The following is a 21,386-nucleotide window of genomic DNA, read 5'->3' as shown; positions in this document are numbered from 1 at the left end:
TACAGGGGCGCGTCAGCTATTTACTCATTCTATCATTCACTCATTTAAAAATTGATTAAAGTCCTTCAAACTGGCGCAGGAACCGAACGTCGTTCTCGGTATACAGACGGAGGTCGTTCACTACGTATTTTAACTGGGTGATCCGTTCAATCCCCATTCCAAACGCAAACCCGGTGAATTCTTCTGGATCAATGCCACAATTGGCGATTACCTGCGGATCAACCATGCCGGATCCGGCAATTTCAACCCAGCCCGAGTGTTTGCAGATATTGCAACCTTTGCCACCACAAATCTGGCACGAAATATCAATTTCGGCACTTGGTTCTGTGAAGGGAAAATAAGAGGGACGGAAGCGGATCTGGGTACCAGGTTCAAACATTTCTTTGACGAAATGATAGAGCGTGTCTTTTAGATCCTTGAAGCCAACATTACGGTCAATATAGATGCCTTCTACCTGGTGAAACATGCAGTGAGCACGCGCCGAAATAGTTTCGTTCCGATAGACCCGACCCGGCATAATTGACCGTATGGGTGGCTTCTGGCGTTCCATCAGGCGAATCTGCACGTTAGACGTATGCGTTCGTAGTAGCATATCATTGGACGGATTACTACTATCCTTGGCTACGAAAAAGGTGTCCTGCATATCGCGGGCAGGATGATTATCGGGGAAGTTTAATGCACCGAAATTATACCAGTCTGATTCTATTTCGGGACCATCTGCTACGTTGAAACCGATCCGCTCAAAAATTTGAATGATACGTTGCCGAACAAGGCTCAATGGATGCTGAGTACCTGTTAGATTGGGTATTGTGGGTAATGTTAAATCAACAGGAGGGGCGCTATTGGCTGAAGTCTGCTGTTCCTCAACTTGCTGGCTGAACAGATCGAAGCGTTCCTGGGCAAAGTTCTTCAGGCCATTCAGTTCCTGACCTAACGCACGCCGATCATCGGCGGGTACAGTTTTTAAACCGTCAAATAGCTCCGTAATAACTCCTTTTCGACTGATGAATCGCATCCGAAACTGCTCTAACTCTTCTTTCGATGCGACATTATATTGATTAATTTCTTCGTATATGGCTTTGACGTTCTCTAGCATAAGCTACACGTTGATCTGGCTTTTAACAACAAAGGTACGCAAAACCATACGAAGCATTAAGATATGATGTGCGTTATCTACACTTTGGGGCTTTTACTTCCCATAGTGTGGAATTTATGCCCCTATTTGTGTGGAAGGCTGTGTAAGTTCTATTTATTGATTTACCGGTCTAATTTATTTATAATGTGGTCGTTAAGAAATAATATCATTAAAATGTCATCATATATAGTAGGTAGGTCTGATTGTTGTGACCCAACAATAGTAGTATATACGTTAACCAAAAGGTTAAGTCTTGAAGGTTAACATAGTAAATTCCTGAATATCAACTCCAAAAGTATTCATCAAACCTCACTCACAGCGGCTATGAAAACATTCGCCAATGACTCTATTTTCGACCCAATGTCTATGCCGTTCCACAAAAGTGTGGAAAAAGTTGCCGATCCTGCGTGTCTTCAGAAATTACTCATCCCTTTTTATGATCGTAAACGCACAGTTTCTGTAGATGAAATCGTTCGTTTGGAAGGCTGCGGAAACTATACCAACTTTTTCCTGAAAGACGGTACTAAAATGCTGGTGTCTCGTACGTTAAAAGAATACGAAACCTTGCTGGATGGGCAGTCATTTGTGCGTGTACACAAATCGTGCATTGTTAATCTTGGGTTTGTTCGGAAATTTTTTGTCAAGAAAGAGGGCGAGCTGGAGTTGATGGATGGCCAACAAGTGAAAATCTCACGCCGTCGGGCACAAATGTTCATGGATCGTATTCGCGAGTTCCAACCAATGGCATTGAACTAAATAGATTACGGGTTATTTCCGCTAAGGTAGCCCGTAAACCTCTCATTTGCTCAAGTACGTAGTTTTACGTAATAGCTTGAGTAAATTCACCTGAAGATTTTATAGTATTACAGTTTAGTGGCTTGATTTGCAGTTAGTTAACTCCTTTTTGTGAGTGCTGCGAACCAAGCCATTAATTTTTGAACCCATACGAAGACGGTAGTTTTGCTTCATCAATCAGGAATCAAAACACTAGACCAAAAACGTTTTTCGATATGGAATCTCCACTTTTCGCTTCTGCCATATTACCTCAGTTTCCAGCCTCTTATCAGCGTGGAACACAGCGTATTGCGCTACCTTATCTAAACCGTACTATTTTTATCTCTGTAGATGATGTTTTGTGCCTACAGGGAGAAGGTAACTACACGTTCCTGTACACACGGGATCGGAAGCGTTATTTAGTATCGAAAACGCTGAAAGAGTTTGAAAAGACTCTGGATGGTTCGATGTTTCTGCGTATTCATAAATCATATATTGTTAATCTGGCCTACGTTCAACGTAGTGTATTTAACAAAGATCGTCAGGTACAATTGGCTGATGGTCGTGAAGTCGCTATTTCGCGCCGTCGGATGAAAGAAATTTCTCAGCAGCTGACGCTGTTTTGGCAAAAACTGCTGAACTAGTACTGGCTAACAGCCTATAATCAAGCATATATTTAGTGGGTTAATTGAAAGAACAACCGTTGCCGCAAATCCTTTGGTAGACAGCAACGGTTCTGTTTTTTTATTAAAAAAGGGTACGAGCCACGCTCGCACCCTTTTTTAATATTCGTAATGAAGTGGTCTATTAAACCAGCATGCGCATTGGGTCTTCCAGCAATTGCTTAACGGTTTGCAGGAAGGCTGCGCCTGTTGCGCCATCAACAACGCGGTGATCGCAGGACAGCGTTACTTTCATGACGTTCGTTGGCTTAACTTCGCCATTTTCCACTTTAACGGTTGGCTTGATAGCACCAACGGCCAGAATGCATGAATCGGGTGGGTTGATGATCGCGGTAAATTCGTCGATACCGAACATACCCAGGTTCGAAATGGAGAACGTACTGCCTTCCCAATCCTTCGGCTGGAGTTTTTTATCTTTCGCTTTACCCGCCATTTCTTTCACTTCGCCCGAAATGGTGGAAAGCGTTTTCTGATCGGCGTTACGTACAACAGGTACCAGCAGACCTTCATCAACAGCTACGGCTACACCAATATTGACGTATTTATATTTCCTGATCTTATCGCCCAGCCAGGAAGAGTTAACGTTCGGATGTTGTTTCAGGGCCAGAGCGGCTGCTTTGATAACGAAATCGTTGAACGATACCTTCACCGAACTAACGCCATTTACGGTGCCACGTAGCTCCATTGCTTTGTCCATGTTAATTTCCATGGTCAGGTAGAAATGCGGAGCTGTAAACAGGCTTTCACTTAAACGACGAGCAATGGTTTTACGCATCTGCGAAACCGGTACGTCTTCGTATTCGCCACTAGCGGGTGCTGCCTGTGGCTGAGATGCCGCTGGCTGAGAAGCTGCCGGAGCAGGGGCCGGAGTTGCTGCTGGGGCGGCCGGAGCTGGTTTTGCAGCCGGAGCGCTCCCAGGAACAAACGATTCTACATCGCTCTTAACGATACGTCCCTCGGGGCCTGTACCACGAACCTGGGCCAGATTGATCCCTTTTTCTTCGGCAATACGTTTGGCTAATGGTGATGCTTTCAGGCGGCCGTTCGATTCGGTTTCGTCGCCAGCACCACCGGCATACGATAAATCGGTATCGGCATTGGCGGGTACGTTAGCCTGCGGATTTTGCTGAGCAGTTTGCGAACCACCTTCGCCCGTAGCCGCCGGACCGGCCGGGGCAGCACCGCCTTCGAGTAATACTTTGAAGTTGGCTCCTTTTTCGCCAACAACAGCAATAATGTCATCTACGGCCACTGAAGCGCCTTCTTTTACCCCGATGTATAACAAGGTACCTTCTTCGTAGGCTTCAAGGTCCATCGTGGCTTTGTCGGTTTCGACTTCAGCCAGAATATCGCCGGATTTAACCGTATCTCCTTCTTTTTTATGCCAGGCAACGATCGTTCCTTCAGTCATCGTATCGCTCATTTTAGGCATACGAATAACCGATGCATTTACGCTCTCTGCTGGAGCCGCCGAAACAGCTTTCTGATCGGGCAGGGTAGACGTGCTTTCAGCGGCTGGAGCACCAGATGGAGCTGGAGCTGGTTCTGCTTTAGGAGCAGCCGCTTCCTGACTGCCTCCGCTCGATCCATTGAGCAAGGCTTTGTAATCTTCGCCTTCTGCGCCAATAATAGCCAGAACGCCATCTACCGGTACCGAAGCACCTTTCTCAACACCGATGTATAGCAACGTGCCCTCTTCGTACGATTCGAGGTCCATCGTAGCTTTGTCGGTTTCGACTTCAGCCAGCACGTCGCCGGATTTTACTTTATCGCCCACTTTCTTATGCCACTCTGCAATGACGCCTTCGGTCATTGTGTCGCTCATCTTGGGCATTCGGATTAATTCAGCCATATGTAGCTAGGTATATATCGAGTTGTAAAAAGACTGGCTGGTCTGCCGTTGCGGGCCAAAATTAAGGGAAAGCACCCTATGTTGTATCGCTGATTTGTGTTTTCTACGTCAGATAATCAATCGGCCTTCTCCATTAACAATGAATAAGCGCATTTCGTTGGATTGTTACTAACGTAGCGTTGGATGTTGATTCGTTTATTCAACCCAGAGAACCAATCCCTTCAGATAGCTGCCTTCCGGGTGGAACAAACTAACCGGGTGATCGGCTGGCTGACTCAGGTGATGGAGCACACGAACTTGCCGTCCGGCTTCAATAGCAGCAGCCACAATGGTATTGTAAAACAATTCCCGGTCAACAACTTGCGAGCAGGAAAACGTAAACAAAATGCCACCTTTAGCCACCCGGCGTAATCCTTCCGCATTTAAGCGCTTGTATCCCTGAACGGCCCGGTGGCGCGCCGACAGACTTTTAGCGTAGGCGGGCGGGTCGAGCACAACCACATCATACTGATGGTCGTGGGCTTTGAGGTAGTGCATTACGTCGCTGGCAAACGATTCGTGTTTGTCTGTCTCGCCAAAATTGGTGGCAATGTTCCGGTCGGTCAGGGCAATCGCCTTCTGCGATACGTCTACCGAATGAACCAGACTGGCTCCTGCTTTGAGGGCATAAACCGAGAATCCGCCCGAATAACAAAAGGCATTAAGCACCTTTTTCCCTTTTGAATACTGGGCCAGCAGTTGGCGATTGTCGCGCTGATCCAGAAAGAAGCCAGTTTTCTGACCAGTTATCCAGTCGATCAGGAACGTATTGCCATTTTCCAGGACGGGGTGAGGAACAGGGGTTTGACCGTAGAGATAACCATTGGTGACTGTCGCTCCATAGTCGTCGGGCAGGGTTTCGGCACTTTTATCATAAACGGCCTGCAATTCATCGCCGTAGACGTTTTTCAGGGCTTCGGTAATCAGATGCCGTTCCCGATGCATCCCAATCGAGTGGGCTTGCAGAATCGCTACGCCATTATAAATATCGATAATCAGGCCCGTACAGCCATCGCCCTCGCCATGAATGAGCCGGTAGCAATTGGTTTCTCCGGTTACGATAGCTTGTCGAATGCTACGTATGTGCGTCAGTTTTTGCGTCCAGTACGTTACGTCGGGCGTAACGGGACCGCCAGCCGTTGCCCCGAATGAAAAGATACGAACGGCAATACTCCCGTCGTGATAATGCCCACTGGCCAGATAGTTTCCTTTGCGATCAAATAGTTCAACCACATCACCATCAGCGGGATGTCCTTCATAGCGACTGATGGCCCGCGAAAATACCCAGGGGTGAAAACGCCGGACCGCTTCATCGCGTCCGGCTTGCAGATATATTTTTGTGAATGACATTCCGGTAATAAAGTGCGCAAAGATACGACAGTGTTCTGTGTCATTGGTCGTGTTCATGCTTACTTCTTTGACATGAGTCTTTTGGCTGATAGGGCGAGCCGGTAAGATTTCCTGAAAATCTGGCTAATTTGTTGCTTTTTGCAGGCCGGATCATAGCTTTCTTTCCCATGAAAAAGCGCACTACGTATCATATACTGATTCGCTGTCTATTCGTGTTGCTGTTTGTTCCTATTGGCCTGAGCGCGATTGCGCAAGCCAGAAAACCCCGCTTCAAAGTCGTGGCCATGACCGAAGTGGGTGGCGTGCATGCACCTTTTGTGGAAGCGGCTAAGAGCTGGTTAAAGCAGCTGGCTAACGAACAGAATTTTACCGTTGATTATATTGATAATGCGGAATCAATAACGGAGGCTTTTCTGACTAATTATCAACTGTTTATTCAACTGAATTATCCTCCCTACATGTGGAGTGATTCAGCCAAAGCTGCATTTCGGAAATACATTACAGAAGGAAGGGGAGGATGGGTGGGTTTTCACCACGCTACGTTGCTGGGTGAGTTTGATGGCTATGCCATGTGGCCCTGGTTTTCTGAATTTATGGGCGGTATCCGATACAAAAATTACATTGCCAGCTTTGCTAAAGCAACGGTTCATGTTGAAGCCAGGAGCCATCCCTGTATGAATGGTGTGCCTGTTACGTTTGAAGTGCAGAAGGAAGAATGGTATACGTATAACAAAAGCCCTCGGCCAAATGTCGATGTGCTGGCCACGGTAGATGAATCGACCTACTCACCCGATTCTGAGATAAAAATGGGAGGAGATCACCCGGTTGTCTGGTCAAATCCACACGTCAAAGCACGTAACGTTTATGTGTTTATGGGTCATCATCCCGACCTGTTCAAAAACGAAGCGTTCGTCACTATTTTTCGGAACGCCATCTTCTGGGGAGCGGGGAAATAATGAAGGTTGGTTAATACACAACATAGGAAGGGGTGATTAGCTAACTGGATCTTCTTTTCTACACCCTAGTATCATGGTTTTCTTTGTAGCTATTAGTGTATGCTCGCGCTTTGTTTGTAGGCAATCATTCGGTAGATTTGTTAGTAGCTGAAAACGTGCTTCGTTATGCAATTGCCTTTGAATATCCCACAGATTGACTATTTTACTGATGAGGAGTTAGTCCGATTTTGCCTGGCCAATCCTGATTTACGTATTGAACGCGACGAGAATGGAATTTTATATATTGATATGTCTCCCACCCATCTCTTAACGAGTATAAACAATAGTGAGCTAAATACAGAAATCGGGCTGTGGAACCGAAAAACAAAGGCAGGAAAAGTGATCGATTCCAGTGGTGGCTTCTTCCTCAATGACAAATCCATGAGAGCCCCAGATGTAGCCTGGATTCGTCGTGATCGGTGGGACGCACTGAGTAAGGCAGAAAAGCATTCTTTTCCTCACATGGCTCCGGATTTTGTTCTTGAATTGGCGAGTGATTCTGATAATCTTGAGGTGGTAAAAGAAAAAATGGACAAGTGGATCAGCAATGGTGTGCGTCTGGCCTGGTTAGTGTCACCCGAAGAAAAATGTACTTATATCTATCAACCAGAGCAATCTGTTGTTCGTAAAGGGTTTTCGGAGACGCTATCGGGTGAAGATGTTCTGGTGGGGTTTGAAACCGTTTTGTCGGAGGTTTTGGAGGATTAGTCTACTCTATTCTATATTGAAGGCCGCTAAACAATCCCGTTTAGCGGCCTTGTTGGCTACATAGTCACTGGCTGTAATCGGAAAATGTATCCTGGTTCTTCAACTGATACGTAGAGATAGCCATCCGGACCTTGTTTGATGTTCCGAACGCGGCCAATATTCTTTAGCAAGTTCTCCTGTTTGACAACTTTATTGCCATTCATAACACAGCGATTTAAGTATTGGAAACGTAGCGAACCGATCATGAGGTTGCCTTTCCAGCCAGGGTATTTTGTGCCTTCAACAAACGCAATGCCCGATGGCGCAATCGAAGGAAGCCAGTAGTTTAGCGGCTGTTCCATGCCTTCTTTAGCCGTCAGGTTTGTGATTGGTTTACCGTCGTAATTGATACCATACGAAATAACTGGCCAGCCATAGTTAGCGCCTTTTTTGATGATGTTTAGTTCGTCGCCCCCGCGTGGTCCATGCTCATGGGTCCAGATTTCGCCAGTTGTCGGATGCTTGATCATACCCTGCGGATTCCGATGTCCGTAAGAGTATATCGTACCACGAGCCGTTTTATCCTTGATGAATGGATTGTCCTCGGGGATTCGGCCGTCGTCATAGATACGATGCACTTTCCCCAGATCGTTGGTTATTGTCTGCGGATTTTCCTTTTCATTACCCCGTTCGCCCACCGAGACAAATAAATAGCCTTTGTTGTCAAACACCATTCTGGAACCGTAATGATGCTTGGTTTTTGAGTAAGGTAACGCTTCAAAAATGACCTTCTGATCAGTTAACGTGTTGCCTGTTAGCTTAGCACGCATAACGGCCGTCGTCGATAGTTTTTGATCGCCTTCGGTCTTAACGGCCGAGTAGGAGAAGTAAACAAGCTGGTTTTTGGCGAAGTTGGGGTGAAGTGCTACGTCCAGCAATCCGCCCTGACCTTCTGCCAGAGCAGTAGGACCACCCGAAAGTTTGGTCTTTTGCTGGTTTTTGCCAATCCGATAAATATCGCCAGAACGGGTACTGACAAGCATATCGCCATTGGGCAGAAAAGCCAACCCCCAGGGCGAGCCTAAGCCTGCTGCCACGGTATCAAGTTTGACGGTTTGGGCTTCGGATGTAAATACGTTCGAGGTTGGTTTATTGGCAAATTTGTATTGATCAACATTTTTCAGACTCTCCAGGATAAGATCCGCCAGCTCATCGATTTCCGTAGCGTTTAGTGAGGCTTTCCAGGTAGGCATACCCAGATCAGGATAGCCTTCGGAAATACTCTTGACCAGGTCAGTTTTGGCCGTTCCGTGTTTCCATTTGCGGTCGACAAACGCTTCTACTTTTTCGCCGTGGCAGGATGAACAATACGTCTGGTAGTTTTCGCGGGCGGTTTTTATGGCCGGATTTTTCTCGATCAGGAAACTGCTCAGGATAAACACCGTTATAAAAGCCGCACTAATAGTAAACTTGATCATAGTGTTGGTTTTGGAGTAAAGCTACAAATACAGGTTGTGACCATCAATAAGAGTATGGAGCAAGGTTAACTTACTGATCATTATTTAAAATGGTTGAGGTGAACCGGTAAGGACGTTTGTCAATGTGGCGTTGATAGTTTCGGGATATATTCATGTACATACGAATGAATAAAAAAGAAAATTTTTGAAGTATTTCGGGGTTTATTACAACTTTGCTGATAAATAGCTGAATAATGGCCCTGAACCAACTGACCGACAATGATTTGTTGGCGCTGCTCCGCGATGACGATGAGCAGGCGTTCCGGGAGCTGTATGATCGGTATTGGTATAAAATGTACGTAATAGCTCATCGTAAACTCCGTCGTAAGGAAGTGGCGGAAGAAATTGCGCAGGAACTGTTCGTCATGATCTGGCAAAAGCGGGAGTCGTTACGAGTAATTAATTTGCAGGCGTTTCTGGGCGTATCGCTCAAAAACCTGATGATCGATTACATCCGCCGGAACATTAAAGAAGAACATTACCTCGATCAGCTACGTCTATTCTTTCCGGCCGAAACATTGGCTACCTCCGAAGCGGTACAATTTAATGAACTGACCGAAGCGATCCAGGCTACGTTAGCGCAACTGCCGGAAAAAACCCGCGAAATATTTATCCTCAATCGGTTTGAACACCTCACAATTCGTGAGATCGCTCAGCGGCTGAATCTGTCCGAAAAAACGATTGAATACCATCTGTCTCGTTCCACTACGTTCCTTCGGAAGAATCTACGGGATTTTGCTACAGTATGGCTACTTTATTACCTATCCTGATACGTTAATTCAAGCTGATTAAAAAAATCGTAAAAATTCTCTAAATAGTATTAGGGAATTTCGGTACTACGTTCGTCTATGCTTTTTGAACGAACGACTCAACCGGATGGATGACGCTAGGTATCAGGAATTACTGGACAAATACCTCAAAGGAGATTGTACGGAGGAAGAACGGGCATTGCTCGATCAATGGTATCTGTCGTTAGATTCTGAGGTCAAACTACCCGCCAATGAGGAAGAACAAAAAAGATTGCTTGCTCAAAACTGGCAGAAGTTATCTGCCCGAACTACCCAACATACGCCGGTCAGACAACATTGGTTGAGAACATACTGGGCAGCTGCCGCAGCTGTTGTCGTATTACTGGGCGTTGGTTGGTACTTCGTGAACCTCAATATGATAGGGCCTGCTCAGCATGACCAGTTTGTTGAAGCAAAAGCGAGTTCCATTGAACACACCAACACATCGACAGTGCCCGAACGATATGTGCTCAGCGATCAAAGTGTTGTTACGTTGCAGCCTGGAAGTACGATTCAACATCCGGCTGTATTTGCCGCAAGAAAGCGTGAGGTGAGGCTCATTGGCGAGGCTTTTTTTGATATACGAAAAAACCCGAACAAGCCTTTTTTTGTGTATTCACATGACCTGATCACGAAGGTTCTCGGAACCAGTTTTCGGATCAAAGCCTATCCGACCGATCGTAATGTTACCGTTGCTGTACGTACCGGACGCGTGTCGGTTTATTCGCCCAAGTTAGTCTCTAAATCAAAATCAGATCCTGAAACTATCGGGGTTGTTCTAACGCCGAACCAGCAGGTGACATATCTGGATCAGGAACAGCGGTTGGTCAAAAGCCTGGTGGATAAGCCCGTGATTCTGACGCCAGAGCCGGATAGAATGTCGTTTACCTTTCAAAATGCGCCGGTTTCTCAGATCATGTCGGCAATTGAACAGGCTTATGGCATCGATGTGGTGTACGATGAGGAGGTGATGGCGAATTGCTTCATCACGACGTCACTGGATCAGGAAACTATGTACGATAAACTGACTATTGTCTGTAAGCTATTGGGAGCTACCTATAAAGTGATTGATGCACAGGTGGTTATCAGTGGGCCTGGTTGTTAATTATAAAACGTATTCTTATCACCTTTAATCCGAAGCGCATGACGCAAAACTAACTCAGTAGTAAAAGAAGATCGGTAGTGGGTCCAAGCACTACCGATCCGATAAAGCCCCGTTTGGTTCGTATTCCGTTGCATCCTCGTCAGATGTACAGGGGCTTGTTTGTCTTTGTCTAAACCCTAACAAAAACAATCAAAGGTATGAAATTACCTCGACTCAGTCACGCATACGTCGCTATCATTATGCGTATTACCCTGACACAGCTCGTATGGATGTTCCTGTTCCTGAACGTAGCCAACGCCCGAACGGCGAGTGGGCAGGCATTGCTGGAACAGTCTATTAGTTTATCCGTTGACAGTAAGGAAATTCGAGTGGTTTTATCGAAGCTCGAAAAGTTGGCTAACGTTACGTTTTCCTACCGCCCTCAGCAGATTCAGGCCGATCGGCGCGTAACGATCAACGTAACGAACCAGCGGCTGGCCACCGTACTTGATCAGTTGTTCAAGAATACCACCGTTTCGTATGAAGTGGTTGGGAAAAAGCAGATTCTGCTCAGTACTCGCCCGAACACACCAACCAGTTTCCCGGACGAATTGCCGCAACAGACTCAAACCGATTTCCAGCAGTTTACGGATCGTTCTATAACGGGTACCGTGAAAAGCGAAACGGGAGAAGGGCTGCCGGGCGTAAGTGTGGTCGTTAAAAATACAACACGAGGCACAAGTACCGATTCGGAAGGGAATTTCAGGCTTAGTATTCCCGATGAACGGAACGCCGGGTCGGGTACTACGTTAATTTTTTCCTTTGTTGGTTATCGGAATCAGGAAATTGCAGTTGGGAATCGCACAACGATCGATGTGCAGATGGTCCCCGACGATAAGTCACTTAGCGAAGTAATCGTTGTGGGTTATGGCACCCAACAAAAAGAGGATATAACTGGTGCCATTGCCATGGTATCGGCCAAAGAACTGAAAGATCCGCCGGTTGCTCAGGTTGCCCAGATGCTACAGGGGAAACTGGTGGGTGTTCGGATCGACCAGGTTAGTGGGCGACCCGGTGAAGGAATGAATATCAAAGTACGCGGTTCGGTTTCCATTACGGCAGGAGCAAATCCCTTATACGTAGTGGATGGTATGCCAATTACCGGAGACATTAATACGATTAACCCGGCAGAAATTGAGAGCATTAGTGTCTTAAAAGACGCAGCATCGGCCTCGCTTTACGGATCACGAGCGGGAAACGGCGTCGTATTAATTCAGACGAAAGCCGCCAAAGCCGGAAAAACGCAGATCGATTTTAATGCGTACTACGGTTTTGAACAGATTCCCGAATCCAGAAAGCTGAAAATGATGAATGCTGAGGAATATGCTCAGTTTCAGAAAGAAATTGCTGAACTGAATGGCCGGGCGGTCAATCCAGCCTTTCAGAACCCTGCGCAATATGCCGGAAAAGGTACCAATTGGTACGACGTAGTGACCCGGACGGGAGCGGTTCAAAGCTATAATCTTAGTCTGAGTTCTGGTTCGAAAAACGTTCTTACGTCGGTTACGGGCGGTTATTTCAAAGAAGATGGTGTTGTGGTGGGAACTGGATTTCAACGACTTTCGCTACGGGTCAATACGTTATTCACGCCCAGCGATAAGGTCAAAATCGGCTTTAATCTGGCTCCTAACTATTCGTCGAATACCAACTTTGCTACGGATGGGGGGCCTTATGGTTCCGAAAATATTATCTCTGGAGCGCTGGCTACCACACCGCTTGCCAGTCCTTACAATGCCGATGGTAGTCTGACCCTGACGGCCTCCGACCCCGCTACGTTCGGTAACCCGAACTGGTTGCGGGTAGCCCAGGATAAGGTTTACAGAAACAGAACGCAGGCGCTTTTGTCTAATGCGTTTGTTGAATACGAACTTATAAAAGGGCTCAAGGCAAAAACAACGGCTAATATTCAGCTGAGTAACAACACGATTTTCCAGTTCAACCCCTCAACAATTGGTGTGTTGTTTACGCCACCACCCCGGATTCCGAGTGGTTCGGACAATGCAACCCGGATGTACAACTGGGTCAATGAGAATTCGCTGAGCTACCAGAAAGAGTTTAACGGACATAACCTTGATGCCTTGGTTGATTTTACCGCCCAGCGCTTTCGAAGCGATAATACGTTGGTAACAGCCAGTAATTATCCCGACGATAAAATTCAGGCCGTGAGCGCGGCTGGCCGGACCGTTGTTACCAACAACGTGCAGGAATGGGCGCTGTTGTCGTATCTCGCTCGTCTTAACTATAACTACAAGGATAAGTACCTCTTTACGGCCTCCGTTCGGCGCGATGGCTCATCGCGGTTTGGGCCGAATAATCGCTGGGGAAACTTTCCGTCGGCCTCGGTCGGCTGGATTATTTCCAAGGAACGATTCTGGCAGATCGCGCCTGTTTCATTTTTCAAAGTTCGAGCCAGCTACGGAATTACAGGTAACTTCGAGATTGGTAACTATACGTTTCGGTCAACTGTTGGGCCAGTCTATTACGCCTTTGGTAATTCACTTTTTCAGGGAAGAGCAGCCAACAATCTCGGCGATGATGCGCTGGGTTGGGAACGTAAAAAACAGTTTAATCTGGGGACTGACCTGTATTTCCTGAACGACCGAATTCAGTTGACGTATAACTATTACCGTACACAATCCAGCGATCTGCTCTATAACGTATCCGTTCCGCAGTCGTCGGGCTTCAGCAGTATTCAGACCAACATTGGCGAACTGACTTTCTGGGGGCACGAAATCGGACTGAATACAGTCAATATTCGCAACAGCCGTTTAACCTGGAATAGTACGTTGAACCTTTCCTTCGATCGGAATCGGGTCGATAAGCTATCAACGGCAACCACCAATGCCATTTATCAGGGTATGGTTAACTATGGATTCTATAGTCATGTATCGCAGGTTGGGTCGCCCGTTGGGTTGTTTTATGGAGCCGTTTGGGACGGCGTTTACCGGAATCAGCAGGATTTTGATAACTCGCCAAAATACACAGACTCACAGGTGGGAACCATTAAATTCAGGGATCTGAACGGCGATGGGAAAGTTACGTTCCCCGAAGATTACACGACTATTGGAACGCCCTGGCCCAAGTTTATTTTTGGCCTGACGAATCAGTTGAACTACCGGGGTTTTGATCTCGGCCTAACCATAACCGGAAGCTACGGCAATCAGATTCTGGCCCATTACGAAAACTGGCTGACGAATCTCGATGGCCCTTTCAATGTACTCCAGGAAGTGAAAAATCGCTGGAAATCGCCTACCGACCCCGGTGATGGAAAATACGGTAGTGTTTTGCAGGGCACTACGTATCTGGAACGCGACCGCTGGAGTACGCGCTACATAAAAGATGGTAGCTTTCTGTCCTTCAAGAATATAACGCTGGGCTATACCGTCCCACTAAAAGTAAAAACCATCCGAAGTTTACGGGTATATAGCAGTATTCAGAATGCCTGGGTCATTACCAAATACCCCGGCAATCCGGAGGTAAATACCCGGAATGTAAGTAGCGGGAGTTCACCGGGCGTCGATGAGGGGTCTTATCCCGTTCCCCGTACCATCAGCTTCGGAGTAAATCTTGGTTTCTAAAAACGATCTGTCATGAAAATCAAACTCATCGCCATAGCTTTCCTTTCCATTGTACTTAGCTCCTGTAGTGATTTTCTGGATGTTGTTCCCGAAACCTCATTAACAGCGGATAACTTTTACCAGTCGCAGCAAGATTTTGAACAGGCTGTTGGTGGGGTGTATGCACCCTTACAAGGGCTTTATAATCAGGACTGGGTTCTGAACGAAATGCGTTCCGATAATACGTATTTCATCTATAACATCGCGCAACGGGGCTACAAACAGCAGGAAGATGCCGCTACGTTTACGCTGGAAACGAACAATGGTAATACGTCGGGAAAATGGACGAATGATTACCTGATTATTGCCCGCGCGAATCTGATGTTGAAAACCATCGATGCGGCTACGTTCGATGCAACCGCTAAAAACAATTTGAAAGGTCAGGCTCTGTTTCTGCGTGCATTTGCTTATTTCGATCTGGTAAAAAACTTTGGTGGAGTGCCCTTGTTTTTAGACCCCGCTACGTCGTACCAGACTACGTTTAAGGGACGCTCGGAGGCTTCGGACATCTATAAGCAGATCATTGCTGATGCCGATGCTGCGTCAAAACTGTTACCCACTAAAGCATCAGCGCCCGGCCGTGCTACGTCAGGAGTGGCCTTAACGCTGTTGGCCGACGCGTATATCAATCAGAAATCGTGGCCAGAAGCCGAAGCCGCACTGAAAACCGTAACGACGTTGGGTTATAGTCTTTTGCCGAACTACGCGGACATTTATAAGCCGACCAATAAGGCTAACAGCGAGATTATTTTCGATGTGCAATATGCTGAAGGAACCTCTCAGGCCATTTTCAATAGTCTGCCGTATTTATTTATCCCTGTATTGCCTGACCCATCGGTTATTACGGGCGTAAAACCGGCTACCCAGCAAACAAACGGCGGTTTTAACATACCAACGCCTGAGATGCTGCGTGCTTACGAAGATACTTTGAAAGACCAGCGATTTTCGGCTTCTATTGGTTTTTATACGGGTACATCCCCACTTATTGGTGTAACGTATAATCGCATACCATACATCAAAAAGTACATTCACCCGCATTCGGTCTATAATCAAACTGCCGATAACGGCCCAATTTATCGGTACGCCGAGGTGTTGCTGATGCTTGCTGAAGTAGCTAATGAACAGGGAAAAACAAGTGATGCGGCTGGCTTTCTAAACCAGGTGAGAACTCGGGCCGGATTGGGAGCTACAAAAGCAAACAGCCAAACCGACATGCGAACCGCTATTTTGAACGAACGCCGGGTCGAGCTGGCGTTCGAGAACAAACGCTGGCGCGATTTGGTACGTAGCGGTCTGGCCGTTCAGGTGATGTCGGCATTTGGTGCGCGAGTGAAGGCAAATCCGCAGGCGTATTATTACCCGGCAGGTAGCGCGCCGGTGGCGAATGCCTTTAACGTAACGGAGCGGGATCTGCTGTACCCAATTCCAGTTGGTGAAATCGTCATCAACTCTGATCTTAAACAAAATCCGGGCTACTAAAACTGATGAAGCAATTCGTATGTATAGCCGTGATTGTGGCAATTGCGCTGACAGGGTTTAAGGTTGTTCATCTGCCGAAAAAGCGGGTACTCTTTGATGGGAGAACGTTTCGGGGCTGGGAGGGCGATACGCTGACTACCTGGCGGATCGAAAATGGGACCATTGCGGCCGGGCGAACAGGAGCTATGGTGCCTCACAACGATTTCCTGTGTACTACCCGCTCATATGCCAATTTCATACTACGTCTGAAGGTCCGCCTGACGGGTACGAAAGGGTTCGTGAATGCAGGTGTTCAATTCCGAAGTAAGCGATTGACCAAACCCGCTTACGAAATGATGGGCTACCAGGCCGACTGGGGGGCCAAATACTGGGGGAGTTTGTACGACGAGTCGCGTCGTAATAAAACGCTAGCGCAACTAGATTCGGTAAAAATGGCCAAATGGGTAAAGCTGAACGACTGGAATACGTATGAAATACGGGCTGAAAATCGGCGAATTCGCTTGTATGTCAATGGTAATCAGACGGTCGATTATACGGAGCCGGACGTAACGATTCCGCAGTCGGGGCTGATTGGGCTTCAGATTCACGGAAATGGCGTAACGCAGGTGACCTACAAGGATATTGACATCGAAGAACTGCCTTAATTTTTTCGACAGGATTAACAGGATTAAGAGGGTTTTAAGCTCGGAACAATCCTGTCAATCCTGTCAACAGAAAAACCATTTATATGAAACGTACTTACTGGATTATCACGGTTTCCGTTCTATCGACGATGCTTTTCCTGACAGCCTATCAATCGATTTCTGATGATCAGGAAGATCCGTTTGATACGCCCCGAACGGTTAGTCAAAACCCATCGACTGTCCCGTTGTCGCCCGAAGCGAGTCTGAAAACATTTCGTTTGCCTAAAGGCTATCACCTCGAACTGGTAGCCAGCGAACCCATGATTTCGGAACCCGTGGCATTAGCGTGGGACGGTAATGGCCGCTTATACGTAGCGCAGATGGAAACCTACATGCAAACGGTGCTGGCAACGGGTCAGGATGAACCCCGAAGCCGGATTATGCTGCTGGAAGATACCAATGGTGACGGTAAGATGGATAAAAGCTCCGTTTTTATCGACAAGCTGCTGATGCCGCGCGCCATTCTGACTGTTGGGAAAGAGTTGTTGGTCAACGAAACGAATTCATACGACATTTATGCGTATCAGGATACGAACGGCGATGGGAAAGCGGATAAAAAAAGACCCGTTTTCAAGAGTACGCGCAAGGCTTTTGGCAACGTAGAACATCAACGTAGCGGCCTCGACTGGAACCTCGATAACTGGATTTATGAAACCATCGATCCTATTCGCTTTCGGTACAAAAACGGTGTGCTTAAAGCCGATACGTTACCTGTAGCATCCGGGCAATGGGGGCTGACACACGATGATTATGGGCGTTTATTTTTTAGTCGGGCGGCATCGGGAATTGCAGCGTCCGGCTTTCAGATCAATCCGGCTTATGGCCAACTCGATTTCACCGACGCATTCGATAAGGATTTTGGTCAGGTCTGGTCGGCCATAAAAACGCCGGATGTGAACGGAGGGCCTAAAACGCTACGTTCCGACAGCACCATGTTTGGCTTTACGTCGATCTGTGGGCAGTCTGTTTTTCGGGGAGATCGGTTACCTAAATCTATGTTTGGCGACTATATCGTTACGGAACCCGTGGCGCGTATTATCCGTCGGGCAAACATTGAGAACAAGGATGGTAAAATTCTGCTTTCGAATGTCTACCACCAGGACGAATTTATTTCTTCGACGGACATGAATTTCCGCCCGATCAATACGTATACGGGACCCGATGGTTGCCTGTATATTCTGGATATGTATAGGGGCATCATTCAGGAGTCGACATGGGCGCAGCCGGGTAGTTATCTCTACAATCAGATCATGACGAAAGGGCTGGATAAGAATACAAAGCGGGGACGTATCTACCGAGTCGTGTACGACGGCATCAAGCCCGGTTCCGCTCCGACTATGCTCCGGGAACCAACCGCTAAACTCGTTACGTATATGGCGCATCCGAACGGCTGGTGGCGCGATAATGCACAGAAAGAAATCATTGTCCGGAACGATAAATCGGTAGTCAAGTCGCTAAAACAAGTCGCATTGGGGCAAAAAGGACCGTTGCCTGAAACTCCTTCTGAAGTGGCTCGGCTCCATGCTTTGTGGACGCTGGAAGGATTGGAGGCTATTGATAAACCATTGCTTTTGACGTGTTTGGCCGACAAAGAACCCGAACTACGAAAAGCTGCCATCTGGATCAGTGAGCCGTCGATTCGCAACAATGATAGTCAGGTTCTGGCTAAACTGGATGAGCTGAAAAATGACACTAGCAACGATGTGCTTTCTCAACTGGTGCTGTCATTGAGTTATAGCCAATCTGAAAAAGCAAAAGACATTGTAAAGGCAATCCTGGAAAAACATAACCAAAACGTAGTATTGACGAGTATCGAGCAAACACTGACAAAAGCAAAAGAAGCCAAGCAATTAGGGAGCAGTCGGTTGCAGGCACTGAATCCTGCCGATCGGAAACTGGTTGGGGAAGGTGCTCAGATTTTCACATCACTCTGCGCTACGTGTCACGGCTCGCAGGGACAGGGGACACCTACGAAAATTGCTCCGCATCTGGCTGGTAAATTCAAGCTACTTGAGAATCGGGACGAAGTGGTCAAAATTATGCTTCATGGCCTGACCGGCCCTGTCGACGGCGTTACGTATCACGAAATGATGCCACCAATGGGAACCAACAGCGACGAATGGATCGCGTCGGTACTGACCTATGTTCGGCTGGAATTAGGGATGCAGAGCTTCCCCGAAATGTCGTCGGGTTACATGAACAACTTCGTAATTGTTAAACCGGAGCAGGTGAAAAAAATACGCGAACAAACGGCCAGCCGGACGAAACCCTGGACCTGGGAGGAATTATTTAGAGAGCGGGACGAATTACGAAAAGCGAAGAAGTAGAATAAAAAACTTCCCGAAAGTTCCAGGCATCTCTACCGGGTCTTTCGGGAAGCCTTGTTGAGCTACAAAGCTCCGGCTTTGATCTCGTCAACCACAGCCGGATCGAGTAGGGTTGTTGTATCGCCAAGGTTACTGGTGTCCCCTTCGGCAATTTTGCGGAGAATCCGACGCATGATCTTGCCCGAACGAGTCTTGGGTAAACCAGATACAAACTGAATTTTGTCGGGCTTGGCAATGGGGCCAATCACCCGGCTCACCGTTGCCAGAATGTCGCGCTTGGTTAATTCGGCATCGTGACCACCGGCATCCCCTTCGGTAATAACATACGCATAGATGCCTTGTCCTTTAATGTCGTGCGGATAACCGACGACCGCACTTTCAACGACACCCGTGTGCATGTTGATGGCGTTTTCAACCTCGGCTGTACCAATGCGGTGGCCTGATACGTTCAGAACGTCATCGACCCGGCCCGTAATGCGATAATAGCCATCTTCGTCGCGCAGACAGCCATCGCCCGTAAAATAAAGACCTGGATACGTAGCGAAGTACGTTTGCCGACAGCGCTCATGGTCTCCGTAGGTGGTACGTAGTATGCCTGGCCACGGAAATTTCATGCAGAGGTTCCCGCTTACGCCGTTTCCTTCAATTTCCTTCCCGTTTTCATCGACCAGAATAGGCTGAACACCGGGTAGTGGCAACGTAGCGTAGGTAGGTTTGGTTTTGGTGATGCCAGCTATGGGCGAAATCAGGATGCCACCCGTTTCGGTTTGCCACCACGTATCGACAATGGGACAGCGGTTTTTGCCGATATGGTCGTCGTACCAATGCCAGGCTTCTTCGTTAATTGGTTCACCCACAGAACCTAATACGTCTAAGCTACTCAGGTCATGGTTGTCAACTTTCTCCAGACCAAAACCCATCAGCGAACGGATTGCGGTTGGGGCTGTATACAAAATATTGACCTTGTATTTGTCAACAATATCCCAGAAACGACCGTAGTCGGGGTAGGTAGGGACGCCTTCAAAAATAATCGACGTAGCGCCACAGGCCAGCGGTCCGTAAACGATATAGCTATGGCCCGTAATCCAGCCAATATCGGCCGTGCAGAAATGAATTTGCCCTGGCTCATATTGAAAGACATTCTGGAAGGTATAGGCTGCATACACCATGTAGCCGCCACACGTATGAACCACCCCTTTGGGCTTGCCCGTTGAACCGGAGGTATAGAGGATGAAGAGCATGTCTTCAGCATCCATTTCTTCGGCAGGGCAATCGGCCGTAACCTGTTTAACTTCCTGTTCCCACCACACGTCGCGGCCTTTCAGCATCGATACTGGTGTGCGGGTCCGGGTCATCACAATAACTTTCTGCACGCTTGGGCACCCGATCAGCGCGTCATCGACCGTACTTTTTAACGGAATTTCTTTATTCCCCCGATACGCGCCATCGGCTGTAACAACCACTTTACACTGTGCATCATTGATACGATCCGCAATGCTTTGCGCTGAAAAACCGCCAAAAACCACGGAGTGAACGGCGCCAATTCGGGCACAGGCCAGAACCGCAATGGCCAGCTCAGGGACCATCGGTAGGTAAATACAAACGCGGTCGCCCTTAACCACGCCGTTACGTTTCAGTACGTTGGCAAACCGACAAACCTGATCGAAGAGCATCCGATAGGTGAGGGTTACGCCTGCTTCATTTGGATCATTGGGTTCCCAAATAATGGCAGGCTGGTCACCGCGCTCGGCCAGATGTCGGTCGAGGCAGTTTTCGGTAATGTTGAGTTTGCCACCGATGAACCACTTTACGCTTGGTTCGGTGAAATTCCACTGTAGGGTTTTAGTCCAGGGTTTACGCCACTGAAAATTCTGCGCGATTTCGGCCCAGAACTCTTCTGGGTCGTCAACACTTTTCTGATAAGCTGTCTGGTACTCGTCAAAGGTTCGGATACGCATAATTAATTAGCGATTGAACGAGTTAGTGATTGTATAAAAGAACGGATAACCAATGGCAAAACTATTGACTCCTTCAATTAATCACTAATTCACTCGTTAGAATTATATTCTCCATCGAGCGCATATTTTCCGAATAGAATCAGCCCGCCAACAACAATAGGGACTAGTATGCAGAGAATAACCCAGCCGAATACCTGATCTTCAAGCTTATTGCTACCAATTTTTTCGAGGCTATCAACAATCCGGTCGTAGCCAACGTAAAGACCAAGCAGTATCCAGATAAGGCCGAGGTATTTTTTTAGAATGTTCATGTATAAAAGACGAATGAAAGATGGAACGTCTACGTAAGGAATGGCTG

Annotated in this window: 16 protein-coding genes; 10 read left to right on the top strand and 6 right to left on the bottom strand. The window is 47.4% G+C overall.

Translation table 11 applies throughout. The annotated features are described in order from the left end of the window. Positions 1-55: 55 nt before the first annotated feature. On the bottom strand, positions 56-1,096 hold the full coding sequence (pheS, locus tag GK108_RS15660) for a phenylalanine--tRNA ligase subunit alpha (RefSeq protein WP_163950169.1): 1,041 nt from the start codon (positions 1,094-1,096) through the stop codon (positions 56-58). A 363-nt stretch (positions 1,097-1,459) separates the two neighbouring features. On the opposite strand from pheS, the gene GK108_RS15655 reads away from it, so the two are divergent. Continuing rightward, positions 1,460-1,891, top strand: coding sequence for a LytR/AlgR family response regulator transcription factor (locus GK108_RS15655; protein ID WP_163950165.1), 432 nt, complete (start codon positions 1,460-1,462; stop codon positions 1,889-1,891). Positions 1,892-2,145: 254 nt separating this feature from the next. Continuing rightward, entirely contained in the window at positions 2,146-2,553 is a 408-nt protein-coding gene (locus GK108_RS15650; RefSeq protein ID WP_163950162.1) for a LytR/AlgR family response regulator transcription factor, read from the top strand. Between the two features lie 163 nt (positions 2,554-2,716). Here GK108_RS15650 and GK108_RS15645 read toward each other — a convergent pair whose 3' ends face one another. Continuing rightward, positions 2,717-4,444, bottom strand: a complete 1,728-nt coding sequence (locus tag GK108_RS15645) for a pyruvate dehydrogenase complex dihydrolipoamide acetyltransferase (RefSeq protein WP_163950158.1) — start codon at positions 4,442-4,444, stop codon at positions 2,717-2,719. 195 nt (positions 4,445-4,639) lie between these two features. Then, positions 4,640-5,833 carry a class I SAM-dependent rRNA methyltransferase gene (locus GK108_RS15640; protein ID WP_163950602.1) on the bottom strand — a complete coding sequence of 398 codons (1,194 nt, stop codon included), beginning with the start codon at positions 5,831-5,833 and terminating at the stop codon, positions 4,640-4,642. A gap of 167 nt (positions 5,834-6,000) precedes the next feature. On the opposite strand from GK108_RS15640, the gene GK108_RS15635 reads away from it, so the two are divergent. Together GK108_RS15635 and GK108_RS15630 are read left to right on the top strand one after the other, a co-directional pair. After that, on the top strand, positions 6,001-6,789 hold the full coding sequence (locus GK108_RS15635; protein WP_163950155.1) for a ThuA domain-containing protein: 789 nt from the start codon (positions 6,001-6,003) through the stop codon (positions 6,787-6,789). Between the two features lie 165 nt (positions 6,790-6,954). Beyond that, positions 6,955-7,536, top strand: coding sequence for a Uma2 family endonuclease (locus GK108_RS15630; protein ID WP_163950152.1), 582 nt, complete (start codon positions 6,955-6,957; stop codon positions 7,534-7,536). 56 nt (positions 7,537-7,592) lie between these two features. Here GK108_RS15630 and GK108_RS15625 read toward each other — a convergent pair whose 3' ends face one another. Then, the gene (locus GK108_RS15625; protein WP_163950149.1) at positions 7,593-8,993 is read right to left on the bottom strand and encodes a PQQ-dependent sugar dehydrogenase; all 1,401 of its coding nucleotides are present in this window, start codon (positions 8,991-8,993) and stop codon (positions 7,593-7,595) included. Between the two features lie 233 nt (positions 8,994-9,226). Between GK108_RS15625 and GK108_RS15620 the strand changes: the two genes are divergently transcribed. The 6 genes from GK108_RS15620 (at position 9,227) to GK108_RS15595 (ending at position 19,070) form a co-directional block, all read left to right on the top strand. Beyond that, entirely contained in the window at positions 9,227-9,802 is a 576-nt protein-coding gene (locus GK108_RS15620; RefSeq protein WP_163950147.1) for an RNA polymerase sigma-70 factor, read from the top strand. A 106-nt stretch (positions 9,803-9,908) separates the two neighbouring features. After that, positions 9,909-10,925: a FecR family protein gene (locus GK108_RS15615; protein ID WP_163950145.1), complete on the top strand. Its 1,017-nt coding sequence runs from the start codon at positions 9,909-9,911 to the stop codon at positions 10,923-10,925. Positions 10,926-11,122: 197 nt separating this feature from the next. After that, entirely contained in the window at positions 11,123-14,542 is a 3,420-nt protein-coding gene (locus GK108_RS15610) for a TonB-dependent receptor (RefSeq protein ID WP_163950143.1), read from the top strand. A 12-nt stretch (positions 14,543-14,554) separates the two neighbouring features. Then, the gene (locus GK108_RS15605; RefSeq protein WP_163950140.1) at positions 14,555-16,060 is read left to right on the top strand and encodes a RagB/SusD family nutrient uptake outer membrane protein; all 1,506 of its coding nucleotides are present in this window, start codon (positions 14,555-14,557) and stop codon (positions 16,058-16,060) included. A gap of 5 nt (positions 16,061-16,065) precedes the next feature. Next, positions 16,066-16,704, top strand: a complete 639-nt coding sequence (locus GK108_RS15600) for a 3-keto-disaccharide hydrolase (RefSeq protein WP_163950137.1) — start codon at positions 16,066-16,068, stop codon at positions 16,702-16,704. A gap of 83 nt (positions 16,705-16,787) precedes the next feature. Further along, positions 16,788-19,070 (top strand): DUF7133 domain-containing protein, encoded by a 2,283-nt coding sequence (locus tag GK108_RS15595; RefSeq protein WP_163950134.1) that lies wholly within the window; start codon positions 16,788-16,790, stop codon positions 19,068-19,070. 62 nt (positions 19,071-19,132) lie between these two features. Here the strand turns inward: GK108_RS15595 and acs are convergent, their stop codons facing one another. Further along, on the bottom strand, positions 19,133-21,028 hold the full coding sequence (gene acs / locus GK108_RS15590; protein ID WP_163950132.1) for an acetate--CoA ligase: 1,896 nt from the start codon (positions 21,026-21,028) through the stop codon (positions 19,133-19,135). A gap of 89 nt (positions 21,029-21,117) precedes the next feature. Next, entirely contained in the window at positions 21,118-21,339 is a 222-nt protein-coding gene (locus GK108_RS15585; protein WP_163950128.1) for a DUF6814 family protein, read from the bottom strand. Between the last annotated feature and the right edge of the window lie 47 nt (positions 21,340-21,386).

Source organism: Spirosoma terrae, from assembly GCF_010435915.1.
Classification (GTDB): Bacteria; Bacteroidota; Bacteroidia; order Cytophagales; family Spirosomataceae; genus Spirosoma; species Spirosoma terrae.
The sequence above is the reverse complement of the archived record's forward strand: the minus strand, read 5'-3'. Positions and strand labels throughout refer to the sequence as shown.

What these genes read in the sequence shown, in the direction of transcription:
- GK108_RS15630 (WP_163950152.1), top strand. Translation starts at nt 6,955, where the DNA reads ATGCAATTGCCTTTGAATATCCCACAGATTGACTATTTTACTGATGAG.
- GK108_RS15655 (WP_163950165.1), top strand. Translation starts at nt 1,460, where the DNA reads ATGAAAACATTCGCCAATGACTCTATTTTCGACCCAATGTCTATGCCG.
- GK108_RS15600 (WP_163950137.1), top strand. Translation starts at nt 16,066, where the DNA reads ATGAAGCAATTCGTATGTATAGCCGTGATTGTGGCAATTGCGCTGACA.
- GK108_RS15615 (WP_163950145.1), top strand. Translation starts at nt 9,909, where the DNA reads ATGGATGACGCTAGGTATCAGGAATTACTGGACAAATACCTCAAAGGA.
- acs (WP_163950132.1), bottom strand. Translation starts at nt 21,028, where the DNA reads ATGCGTATCCGAACCTTTGACGAGTACCAGACAGCTTATCAGAAAAGT.
- GK108_RS15595 (WP_163950134.1), top strand. Translation starts at nt 16,788, where the DNA reads ATGAAACGTACTTACTGGATTATCACGGTTTCCGTTCTATCGACGATG.
- GK108_RS15625 (WP_163950149.1), bottom strand. Translation starts at nt 8,993, where the DNA reads ATGATCAAGTTTACTATTAGTGCGGCTTTTATAACGGTGTTTATCCTG.
- GK108_RS15585 (WP_163950128.1), bottom strand. Translation starts at nt 21,339, where the DNA reads ATGAACATTCTAAAAAAATACCTCGGCCTTATCTGGATACTGCTTGGT.
- GK108_RS15635 (WP_163950155.1), top strand. Translation starts at nt 6,001, where the DNA reads ATGAAAAAGCGCACTACGTATCATATACTGATTCGCTGTCTATTCGTG.
- GK108_RS15640 (WP_163950602.1), bottom strand. Translation starts at nt 5,833, where the DNA reads ATGTCATTCACAAAAATATATCTGCAAGCCGGACGCGATGAAGCGGTC.
- GK108_RS15650 (WP_163950162.1), top strand. Translation starts at nt 2,146, where the DNA reads ATGGAATCTCCACTTTTCGCTTCTGCCATATTACCTCAGTTTCCAGCC.
- GK108_RS15610 (WP_163950143.1), top strand. Translation starts at nt 11,123, where the DNA reads ATGAAATTACCTCGACTCAGTCACGCATACGTCGCTATCATTATGCGT.
- GK108_RS15645 (WP_163950158.1), bottom strand. Translation starts at nt 4,444, where the DNA reads ATGGCTGAATTAATCCGAATGCCCAAGATGAGCGACACAATGACCGAA.
- pheS (WP_163950169.1), bottom strand. Translation starts at nt 1,096, where the DNA reads ATGCTAGAGAACGTCAAAGCCATATACGAAGAAATTAATCAATATAAT.
- GK108_RS15605 (WP_163950140.1), top strand. Translation starts at nt 14,555, where the DNA reads ATGAAAATCAAACTCATCGCCATAGCTTTCCTTTCCATTGTACTTAGC.
- GK108_RS15620 (WP_163950147.1), top strand. Translation starts at nt 9,227, where the DNA reads ATGGCCCTGAACCAACTGACCGACAATGATTTGTTGGCGCTGCTCCGC.